Source organism: Phocaeicola coprophilus DSM 18228 = JCM 13818, assembly GCF_000157915.1.
Taxonomy (GTDB): domain Bacteria; phylum Bacteroidota; class Bacteroidia; order Bacteroidales; family Bacteroidaceae; genus Phocaeicola; species Phocaeicola coprophilus.
Genome location: NZ_EQ973632.1, coordinates 298,171 through 308,899 on the forward strand (window position 1 = coordinate 298,171; position 10,729 = coordinate 308,899).

At 49.6% G+C, this 10,729-nt stretch carries 10 protein-coding genes and 1 pseudogene; 2 read left to right on the top strand and 9 right to left on the bottom strand.

The genetic code is table 11. The features are described from left to right. The 8 genes and pseudogenes from BACCOPRO_RS02875 to BACCOPRO_RS02910 all read right to left on the bottom strand — a co-directional run. Positions 1-1,404, bottom strand: a 1,404-nt coding sequence (locus tag BACCOPRO_RS02875; protein ID WP_008140746.1) for a site-specific DNA-methyltransferase, incomplete at its 3' end; no start/stop codon positions are given. A 14-nt stretch (positions 1,405-1,418) separates the two neighbouring features. Then, positions 1,419-1,661 carry a helix-turn-helix transcriptional regulator gene (locus tag BACCOPRO_RS02880; RefSeq protein WP_005646253.1) on the bottom strand — a complete coding sequence of 81 codons (243 nt, stop codon included), beginning with the start codon at positions 1,659-1,661 and terminating at the stop codon, positions 1,419-1,421. A gap of 523 nt (positions 1,662-2,184) precedes the next feature. Beyond that, on the bottom strand, positions 2,185-3,615 hold the full coding sequence (gene mnmE, locus BACCOPRO_RS02885) for a tRNA uridine-5-carboxymethylaminomethyl(34) synthesis GTPase MnmE (protein WP_008140749.1): 1,431 nt from the start codon (positions 3,613-3,615) through the stop codon (positions 2,185-2,187). Between the two features lie 72 nt (positions 3,616-3,687). After that, entirely contained in the window at positions 3,688-4,179 is a 492-nt protein-coding gene (gene msrC / locus BACCOPRO_RS02890) for a free L-methionine (R)-S-oxide reductase MsrC (RefSeq protein WP_008140751.1), read from the bottom strand. A 72-nt stretch (positions 4,180-4,251) separates the two neighbouring features. Then, the gene (locus BACCOPRO_RS02895; protein WP_008140752.1) at positions 4,252-5,130 is read right to left on the bottom strand and encodes a nucleoside phosphorylase; all 879 of its coding nucleotides are present in this window, start codon (positions 5,128-5,130) and stop codon (positions 4,252-4,254) included. A gap of 53 nt (positions 5,131-5,183) precedes the next feature. Next, positions 5,184-6,186 (bottom strand): annotated as a pseudogene (gene floA / locus BACCOPRO_RS02900) (flotillin-like protein FloA). Positions 6,187-6,226: 40 nt separating this feature from the next. Beyond that, positions 6,227-6,691, bottom strand: coding sequence for an NfeD family protein (locus BACCOPRO_RS02905; RefSeq protein ID WP_008140757.1), 465 nt, complete (start codon positions 6,689-6,691; stop codon positions 6,227-6,229). Between the two features lie 27 nt (positions 6,692-6,718). Next, positions 6,719-8,134, bottom strand: coding sequence for a tetratricopeptide repeat protein (locus BACCOPRO_RS02910; RefSeq protein WP_040311124.1), 1,416 nt, complete (start codon positions 8,132-8,134; stop codon positions 6,719-6,721). Between the two features lie 253 nt (positions 8,135-8,387). On the opposite strand from BACCOPRO_RS02910, the gene BACCOPRO_RS02915 reads away from it, so the two are divergent. Continuing rightward, on the top strand, positions 8,388-9,146 hold the full coding sequence (locus tag BACCOPRO_RS02915; protein WP_008140760.1) for a PP-loop family protein: 759 nt from the start codon (positions 8,388-8,390) through the stop codon (positions 9,144-9,146). Between the two features lie 3 nt (positions 9,147-9,149). Here BACCOPRO_RS02915 and BACCOPRO_RS02920 read toward each other — a convergent pair whose 3' ends face one another. Next, positions 9,150-9,773, bottom strand: coding sequence for a Crp/Fnr family transcriptional regulator (locus BACCOPRO_RS02920; protein WP_008140761.1), 624 nt, complete (start codon positions 9,771-9,773; stop codon positions 9,150-9,152). 114 nt (positions 9,774-9,887) lie between these two features. On the opposite strand from BACCOPRO_RS02920, the gene BACCOPRO_RS02925 reads away from it, so the two are divergent. Continuing rightward, positions 9,888-10,729: anaerobic carbon-monoxide dehydrogenase catalytic subunit (locus BACCOPRO_RS02925; protein ID WP_008140762.1), on the top strand; the 842-nt coding region annotated here is incomplete at its 3' end.

Here is a 10,729-nt window from a genome sequence, read left to right on the forward strand (position 1 = left end):
CTTGATACAAAGCATATCTGTAGCAAGATTAACCAGTTTTCGCATATTCTGCATTGAGCGATTGCGTCCAACAAATCCGGTACGGTAATAGCGGAGATTATTTTTCGATGCACCAACTACTTCTTCGCCTTTCGCGTTTGTATAACCTTGAATTACTCGCCTGTTTCGTTCGTAAGTAACTTCTTCACAAATGTTGTTCTCATTATTTGTAACGAGAATACATTGGCGATGCCCTCCATCTTCCGCATTTAATTGCATGGTGGCATGGAGAGTTGTTCCGCTACCGGCAAAGAAGTCAAGAATGATAGAATATTCCAATGATGATATTTGTAATATCCTTGATATCAATCGAGACGGCTTAGGATAGCTAAATAGTAATTTATCATCTAAAAGTGATTTTAGTTCACGAGCCCCTTCTTGATTATGTCCTACTTCATCACTTGTCCACCATGTATCTGGTGTTCTACCTTGTTGAACTTCAGATAAATACCGCTTTTTTCGCGGAAAAGATGTTCCATTTTTTCCAAACCATATGCGCTTTTCCTGAATGAGTTGCATCATATTCTCCTCAGAATACACCCAATGTTTGCCTTCTGGAACATTAAAAAGTTTACCTGTTGGTCCGACAACATCATAATTCCCATTTGTTCGAGTCTCATTTGCAACTAAGTCTCCTGATTGCCAAGGTCCTCTAGGATCATTATCTGGATTCTTATAACGACTATTCATTGTTTCTGTACGTTTCAATAAATTGATATTTATAAAATTAATATCTTTAGCGTACATTAAAATAAAATCATGATTTACTGATAAATATTTAGCGTCATTCTTTATACTATGTATCTTTTGCCATAATATTGATGCAACAAAATTTTCTTGTCCAAACACTTCATCACAAAGTAATTTTAGCTGTGCTTGTTCATTATCATCGATTGACATAAAAATCATACCACGTTCAGACAACAACTTCTTTGCTATTTTCAGACGTCGGCTCATAAATGACAACCACTTAGAATGGCGATAAGAATCTTCCTTATCTACATAACTGTCGTTATAGATAAAATCTTTATTCCCTGTGTTATATGGAGGATCGATATAGATTACATCTATCTTTCCCTCATGTGTATAAGCCAAAGTAGCAAGAGCTTCCAAGTTATCTCCTTCAATCAGAATATGGTTTGGTGCATCTTTATCTTCACTGACAATGGCACGTTCCGGAACCTCTGTCAAAATGGGCAGTTCGTTGCGAAGACGTTCTTCTACGTCCTCTGGCTTATCTTCCCATACCAAACCATAAGTTTTATTTTCGCGTAACAGACCTAACAAGGCACTACGTTCCTTATCGGTCAGTCCTTCTAAAGTGTTGATACGTTTTATAAGATTGGCTCTATCATTACTGTTCATAACATTACTTGGCTTTACTGTTTTTGAATTCTGACTAACTGAACATCGTCACGTGTAGAGTTCAGCAGTTCTTTAATATCTACATCCAGAACACGTGCGATCTCCAGCAGTGTTTCCAGTCCGGGTTGTGATGTGTTGGTACACCACTTCGATACTGTGGCAGGGTCCTTGCCCAATTGTTCGGCCAACCATTTGTTGGTCCGCTTCTTCTCCACAAGCACAACCTTGATGCGGTTTATATCTTTTTCTTTTTCCATAAGGATTTTCTTTCGTTCTATGCAAAGATAAGAAAGCCTATCTATTTTTTATCCTTTCAATAGGACTATTTGCAATATAAATTGCGAATTAGTTCAATATTATAAGTTATTTCTCGATAACATAATTTCTTTTTGGAATAGAAATTCCTATCTATTATGTTAACTAACCGTAAGCATCGGTCCGTTTGGAAGTTGGTTCAGGTATGTGCAAAAATATTATGCCACATTGAAGAAGATAGGATAAAAGATTTTATGTGGCATAGACGCAGATGTGATTGCGCCTATGCTAAAATACCTCGACACGTAGCTGTCAAGTTCTCGACACGAACGTGACGAGACATCAGCACGAACGTGTCAAGACATCGTCACGTACGTGTCGAGGTAAATTTAACTATATTTTAAGGAATATACAGGAGTTTGTTTTTTGAAAAGTGATTTGATTATATCAACTCTTCTTTCTAAAGAATAAAAGGCTACTGGAAACCAGTAGCCTTTATATCTAAATTCGCTTGAAAACAGATAATTATTTGCCCACACAAAAGTGCTTAAAAATATTCCCCAGGACCTCATCCGTCTCAATCGTGCCGCCCACGATTTCTCCCAAATGATAAAGACATTCGCGAAGGTCTTGTGAAACCAGATCACCAGAGAGCTGCATGGCCAGTCCGTCTTGTACGCGGTGGATAGCTTCCAGCGCACGGCTCAGTGCTTCATAGTGGCGGATATTACTTACCACCACATCGTTCTGTGAGAGGTCGGGCAGGGCGGTGAAGTCCACCAACTGCTTCTGAAGCTGGGAAAGTCCCTCTTTCTGCTTGGCCGAAAGGGAAAGCACACAAGCATCCTCTGGCAAGTCGGGGAGAGTCGTTTTCAGGCGAGCGAGTTGTTCATCTGCTGAAGAGTCTGCCGGCGAAAGCAAATCCACCTTGTTGAGTACGATGACCAGATGTTTGCCTTCGCACCGTGGCAGGATTTTGTCGGCCAGCTGATGATATTGTTCTTCGGCACAGGTTGCGTCGATGATCCAGAGTACGATATCAGCCTGATCCAGTTTCTGGAAGCTCCGTTCGATACCTAAACTTTCGATGGTATCAGTCGTTTCGCGGATACCGGCAGTATCGATGAAGCGGAAAGTGATACCTCCCAGATTCATGGTGTCCTCAATGACATCGCGTGTGGTGCCGTGGATGTCGCTCACGATGGCGCGTTCCTCGTTCAGGAGGGCATTCAGCAGGGTTGATTTTCCGGCGTTTGTTTCGCCCACGATGGCCACGGGCACTCCGTTCTTGAGGGCATTGCCCACGCTGAATGTATCAACCAGATGATGGATGACCTGCTCAATCTGACGGGCGATGGCTTCCAGTTCCGAACGGTCAGCAAACTCCAGTTCCTCGTGGTCGCTGAAGTCGAGTTCCAGTTCCATGAGGGAGGTAAGATGGAGCAGCTTGTCGCGCAGAACGGCCAGTTCACGGCTGAATCCGCCACGCATCTGGTTCATGGCCATGCGGTGAGTAGCGGCAGAAGTGGAAGCAATGAGGTCGGCCACAGCTTCGGCCTGGCTCAGATCCATCTTGCCGTTCAGGAAGGCGCGCTGGGTATATTCACCCGGTCCGGCGGCACGGCATCCTTGCCGGATGAGAAGCTGCATCACTTGCTGGAGAATGTAGCTTGAACCGTGGCAGGAGATTTCCGTAGAGTCCTGTCCCGTATAGGAATGAGGCGCACGGAATAGGCTGACCAGCACTTCATCAATGATTTCTCCTTCGGGGGTAAGAATGTGACCGAAGGTGAAGGTATAGGGTGCGCGTTCTGCCAGCGGTTTGCCGGATACGGGTTTAAAGATGCGGTCGGTGAGGGTAATGGCTTCCGGACCCGACACGCGGATGGTGCCGATGGCTCCACCTTGGGCGGTGGCAATGGCACAGATAGTATCTTCAGTTTGTAATATGTTCACGTGCGTAGTTCTTTTTAAAATCCTTGCAAAGATACGGTTTTCGGGTTATATCCGGAAGCGGAGCCGGCAGATTTATGCGTGGGCATAGAGGGTTTTCACCAGCAGGTCAACAACCTTTTCGAGGTATTCGCGGTCGGTTTCGTCGAATGTGGCCAGTTGGTCACTGTCGATGTCAAGCACGCCCCGCACTTCTCCGGCAGCTATTATCGGTACAACGATTTCGGAGCGGGAGAGGGAACTGCAGGCGATATGGCCGGGGAACTGGTCTACGTCGGGCACGAGCTGGGTACGGGCTTCAGCCCAGGCGGTGCCGCATACGCCGCGTCCTTTTCTGATGCGGTAGCAGGCCACGCTGCCCTGGAACGGACCGAGGTGAAGTTCGCCTTCGTGTACGAGATAGAAGCCTACCCAGAAGAATCCGAATGCTTCTTTCAGGGCGGCACTGGTATTGGCCAGTACGCTGATTTCGTTTTTCTCGCCTTCAATCAGTGGGGCGAACTGTTCAAGAAACTGGAGGTAGCGCTGACGCTTGTCGGTAAGGTTGGATTTGAAACTTGCTTCCATGTGTGTGAGTTTTCAGACATAAAAACAGGTTCTCCTCCGTAGAGGGGAACCTGTTGGTTGATAATAAGTTTGTTAAATTCTGTCGAGTACGACTTTGATCAGGTCGTCAATCTTGTTCTTGTATCCGGTATTGGCTTCCTTTGCTACCCGGTTGGCTATGACCATGCATACAGTAGTAGCTTTGTGGCCTTGCAGACGGGCCAGACCGGCCAGGGCAGAGCTTTCCATTTCGAAGTTGGTGATGCGCTGTCCCTGATACTCGAAGCTTTCGATCTTTTCGTTCTGGTGCGGATCGGCCAGCGGAATACGGAGCTGACGTCCCTGCGGACCGAAGAAACCGCCGCAGGCTACTGTTACGCCGCGCACCATGTCCGTACCGGCAATGCGGTCTACCAGCTCTTCATTGGCATGGATCACGTAGGGAGCCGGCGCACAGAGATTGCCTGCCCATCCCAGGTGGTTGAGCAGGGCGCGTTCCATGGGCAGGTCGCATACGGCGTTACGTCCTTCGTAGAAGTTCAGGAGTCCGTCAAATCCTACGGAGATGGCGGAGCAGATGTAAGTTCCTACGGGAGTATAAGGCTGCAGACCGCCGCAGGTACCGATACGCACGATTTCCAGCTGGCGGAAGGTATCATTCTCTTCGCGGGTCTGGAAATTGATGTTGGCCAGTGCGTCGAGTTCATTCATTACAATGTCTACATTGTCACATCCGATACCGGTGGAGGTTACCGTGATGCGTTTTCCCTGGTAAGTTCCGGTGATGGTACGGAATTCACGGCTTTCTACTTCACATTCTTTAGTGTCGAAATGGGAGGCCACGAGTTCCACGCGTCCGGGATCGCCCACCAGAATGACTTTATCCGCCAGATACTCCGGTTTTACGTGAAGATGGAACACTGAGCCGTCTTCATTGATAATCAGTTCTGAGGGTGGAAAATACTTTTTCATATAAATTGCTTTTTAGTCGTTAAGTAGTATGTAAAGTTATTGTTGTTGTCATATCATTTGCCGATGGGATCATGGCTGGCGGGATGGGAATCCGGCCGGGCAATGCTGCTTCGCATGTCGGTATCAGCCTGGATGTTCTTCATCCGGTAGTAGTCCATGATACCGAGGTTGCCACTGCGGAAGGCTTCGGCCATGGCCTTGGGTACTTCGGCTTCTGCCTGGATCACGTTGGCACGGGCTTCTTCGGCTTTGGCTTTCATTTCCTGTTCCAGGGCTACAGCCATGGCACGGCGCTCTTCTGCCTTGGCCTGGGCAATGTTCTTGTCGGCATTGGCCTGGTCCATCTGAAGGGCTGCACCGATGTTGCGGCCGATATCGATGTCGGCAATATCAATGGAGAGAATCTCAAAGGCAGTACCGGCATCCAGTCCCTTGCGCAATACGAGTTTGGAGATGGAGTCGGGGTTCTCAAGTACTGACTTGTGGTTCTCGGAAGAACCGATAGAGGATACGATACCTTCGCCTACACGGGCCAGTACCGTGTCTTCACCGGCACCGCCCACCAGCTGGCGGATATTGGCACGTACGGTGACGCGGGCCTTGGCGATCAGCTGGATACCGTCCTTGGCTACGGCTGTCACAGGGAGGTGTGTCAATGACTTTCGGATTGACCGACATCTGTACCGCTTCGAACACGTCACGTCCGGCCAGGTCAATGGCTGTTGCCATCTGGAAAGGCAGGTCAATGTTTGCTTTGGAGGCCGAAACCAGGGCGTGAACCACTTTTTCCACATGTCCTCCGGCCAGAAAGTGAGCCTCCAGACCGTCGCGGGTAATGTTGCTCAGGCCGGCTTTGTGAGCCTCGATCAGTCCGGGTACGATGACATAGGGCGGTACGTTACGTATACGCATCAGAAAAAGCTGTACCAGCGAAATGTTGACGCCTGATACTTTGGCCGAGAGCCAGAGGAAGAAAGGTACATAGTGGAAGAAGATGACCAGCAGGATGATACCGCCACCAGCCATGACAAACGGAAGATAACTCGGGTCAATCATAATTCAGATCAGTTTAAAAGGTATATAATTCAGTTGGTTCTCAGACACGTTGCACATATACGACACCGTTGTCGATGCGGGAAATCCGGATTGCGGTCTTTTCTTCGATGAAGCCGTCGGCAGACTGCACTTCAATGCGCTGGCCTTTGATTTCGGCGTTGCCGATCAGGGTCAGGCGGGTGGTGGTAACTCCCGTATCACCTACCTGAAGATCCAGCCCTTTCAGCGGGTTCAGCTTGAAGTTCAGAGTCTGGTTCAGAGCCAGCCGGTCCACGGTTTTTGACCGCATGAACCATAGGGTGACTCCTGCGATTCCGACAACGGAAGCGCCCAGAGTGATGAAGCCGGCCTGCGTACCCAGCGAACTGAATGCGTAGTAGATCGCATACAGAATGCTTGCCCCCGAGGCAATCCCTGCCAGACTGATGCCCGGAATCAGGAATACCTCCACGGCAAAAAGCAGCAGTCCGGCAATGATCAGTGTAATGATAATCAGTGTTCCCATAAGTATAGGTTTTAGTGTGAAATCGTATTATTTCCGGTTCAGGGCTTTCAGCTCCGTGTTGCGGATGTTGACCGTCAGACTGGCGATTTCTTCCCGCAGCTGCTTGATGCGCTGTTCCTTGTCCAGAATGGCCGGTGTGAGCCGGTCTTTTCCTGCCTTGTTGGACTGTCCGTACAGTTCCCGCTGTTTGCCGAGCGTTTCAGACAGATTGTCCAGGTCTTTCTGTTTCTGCGACAGGGTCTGGTACTGCTTGCGTGCCTCAGCCGAGCGGAAGTCGGCCAGTGTATGATAGACCACATTGTCGTCCACGACGAAACGGAAGTCTCCTTTTTTCTTTTGCTCGTCCTGTCCGTACATCACTTTGGCCAGTTGCTGACGGGCGAGGCGCACCTTGGCTGCATCAGTCTGTGTCTTCTGGATGCATTGCAGGGAAGCGGCAGCCTGAAGCATTTCGGGACTGGTTGATTCGTAGTCGTAAACCTGTTTGGACTCGTTCGGAACGAATACATAAACGCAGACCTTGTCTTCCGGCTGGTAGCGGTCGGAAGCAAACCATCCCAGGTTGTTGAAGTCGTCGATGGCGTACATGTAGTCATTGGCAACTGAGTTGAACGGGAATCCCAGATTGTCCGGCCGGAGATAGGCATTGTCATCCGAGTCATAGCGGGTAATGAAGATATCATATCCGCCCAGACTTTCTTCCCCCTGCGCGGCATAATAGAGGGTGATACCATCCGAATCCAGGAAAGGATAGTTCAGGTTGGTTCCTCCCTCTTCCAGTCCTTTCAGCGGCTCCGGATCACTCCACTTGTCGATCATTTTTACGCTGCCGTACAGGCTGGTTGCTCCGTCTGCATTGGGACGTGCCAGAATTTTCTTGTCACCCATTTCGTTGGTGAATTCCGTGCATCCGCCTTCTCCGGTTGCCTTGATCTCACCGGATTCCCGGCTGAGCTTATAGGCACTGAGAAAGTCCCGCTTGCTGACCGTGAAACTGTCGATGACAGCCACTTTTTCCACTCCCCGGATCATGCGGGCTCCCATCCGGTAGCGTTCCATCAGGGTTTCAGCTTCCGAAGTGTCCCGTTTTTTCCGTTCCAGCCAGTAGATGTGATCCTCCAGATTCTGGATGGCTTCGTCGAAACGGTACAGATCATAATAGGCTTTGCTCAAATAAAGAAAGCCGTTGATCACTTTGCGTTCTGCACTTTTCTCCAGATAGGGAACCGCTTTGCTCAGTTCTCCCGTTTCATAGCAGCAGGCACCATACCAGAAGTTATAGTTGGCATTCGAAGGAGCCTGTCTCACCAGCTTCTCGAATACGGGTTTGGCTTCGGCAAACTTGCCTTCCGTAAACCATTTCTGGGCCTGGCTTAAAGTCTGTGAGAAAGCATTGCCGGTAAAACACAATGCCAAAAGGGGAAATATGTATTTCTTTTTCATTGTCTCTGTCATTTAAAAGTTTCTCAAATATAGGCATATTCTCCGAATTATGCCATTTTCATTCCTTCATTTTTTATTTTTAAGTTCCTTCCTGCTCTGGGAGATCTGTTTCCCCGGAACAGGGAGACCGGCCCTGTCTTTTCCGGAGGCCGTTTCTGAACCGGTTGGATCTTATTGCGAAATTAGCAAATTCTGTGACACAATCAAAACATATTTTTCGTAATTTCGTCGCCGTTTTAACAAGATACGAAACATGGGAAAAATGACGGAAGAAGACCGCCTGATGCGCCGCATCAACCAGCGGTTCATGAAAGGAGTGATGAATTACAGGCTGATAGAAGAAGGCGACCGCATTCTGGTGGGGCTTTCGGGAGGAAAGGATTCGCTGGCCTTGCTGGAGCTGCTGGCCCGGCGTTCGCGTATCTACAAGCCGAAGTTTTCGGTAGTGGCTGCGCATGTGGTGATGAAGAACATTGCCTACGAGTCCGACCAGACCTACCTGCGCGAATATGCCGAAAGTCTGGGAGTACCCTATGTGTGTTACGAAACGGAGTTTGATCCGTCGACCGACACGCGGAAGTCGCCGTGTTTCCTTTGTTCGTGGAACCGCCGCAAGGCACTTTTCACCGTGGCCAAGGAACAGGGATGCAATAAGATCGCACTGGGTCACCACATGGATGACATTCTGGAAACCCTGCTGATGAACATGACCTTCCAGGGAGCGTTCAGTACCATGCCGCCGCGCCTGGTGATGCGCAAGTTCGACATGACCATTATCCGCCCCATGTGTCTGGTGCATGAAGCCGATCTGAAGGAAATGGCCGCTCTCCGTGGTTTCCGCAAGCAGGTAAAGAACTGTCCGTATGAAAAGGATTCCCACCGTTCGGACATGAAGGAAGTGCTGGCCCGGCTGGAAGCCATGAATCCGGAAGCCCGGTATAGTCTGTGGGGAAGCATGAGCAACATTCAGAGTGACATGCTTCCGGTAGAGGAAGACGGTCCGCTCGGGTGAGATTCAGCCGGCAGTGTGCAGGATCACCTGTTTGCCCGACATGGTGACTTTTCCTTCCGCAATCAGTTCTGCCAGGGCACGGGCCAGTGACGGACGTGCCACTCCCAGAATAAAGGCCACTTCCTGCTGGTTGTGGATGCCCCCGTGCATCTTCAGGTAATTCAGCAGACGTGATTTCAGGCTCTGCAGGGCAAATTCATTCAGCTTGCGGCTCAGAAACAGGCTGCGGTCGGAAATGATGGCAATGAAATTCCGCATCACGGCCGGCTGGGCATGCATGAAATTCTCAAAACGTTTCCGGTCCATGACAAGCACCTCGCAGAGTTCCGTTGCTTCCACATTCACCGGGAAGCGGTTCTCCGAGGCATAGATAAAAGCCGGTGCCAGAATATCGGGTGCCTTGATCCGGTCGATGGTGAGCTGCTTGCCTTCGGCGTTCTCCATTTGTGTTCTGACATTTCCCTTCATCAGAATAAACAGGGAACGGCACACGTCACCCTGACGGGCTATGAATTCTCCTTCCTTATACGTGCGCAGGCTGTTCGGGGCTTCGCGCAGCAACTGGCTGAGCGCTTCCGGATCACACCCTTCAAACAGGCTCATCCGGTTCAAAACTTCGGTATGCATTTTTCTTTTAACTTTTCTTTGGGTTGCGTGTCACATAAGTTACAGAAATCCTCTCCGGGATTCCGGATCTTTGCGCAAACTTAATGAAAAATCAACAATAACCCAAGAAGGAATATGGAAGGAAATATGTTTTGTTACCAGTGTCAGGAAGCTGCCAAGGGCACTGGATGTGTGTTGAAAGGAGTGTGCGGAAAGAAAGATACCACCGCACGCTACATGGATTTGCTGCTCTTCGTGGTGCGGGGAGTGTCGGTAGCTGCCGATGCCTTGCGTACGGAAGGATGCCAGGTGGATGCCGATACGAATGCCTTTGTCACCGACGCACTTTTCGCGACGATTACCAATGCCAACTTTGACGATGAAAGCATCCTGGCCCGTGTACGCAAGGGATTCCTTTTGCGCGACCGGCTGAAAGCCCGTGCCGTGGATGCAGGCATCACTTTGCCGGAGGTGGATGAACTGACCTGGTGCGGAGAGGAAGAAGAATACCTGGCCAAATCAGCTTCTGTCGGCGTATTGAGAGAACCGGACGAAGATCTGCGTTCGCTGAAGGAACTGCTGATGTACGGACTGAAGGGAATGGCTGCCTACCACGAGCATGCCATGCGTCTGGGCTTTACGGAAGATGCCATCCATGCCTTTATGCAGTCGGCTCTGGCACGTATCACCGTGCAGGCGATGAGTGCAGACGAACTGGTGGCACTGGTGCTTGAAGCCGGACAATACGGGGTACAGGTGATGGCTTTGCTGGATCAGGCCAATACCACCCGATACGGTCATCCGGAACTGACGAAAGTGAACATCGGAGCAGGGAAGAATCCGGGCATCCTGATCAGCGGACACGACTTGCACGATCTGGAGGAACTTCTGCGCCAGACCGAAGGTACGGGAGTGGATGTATATACGCATAGCGAAATGCTTCCGGGACACTATTATCCGGCCTTCAAACAGTACAA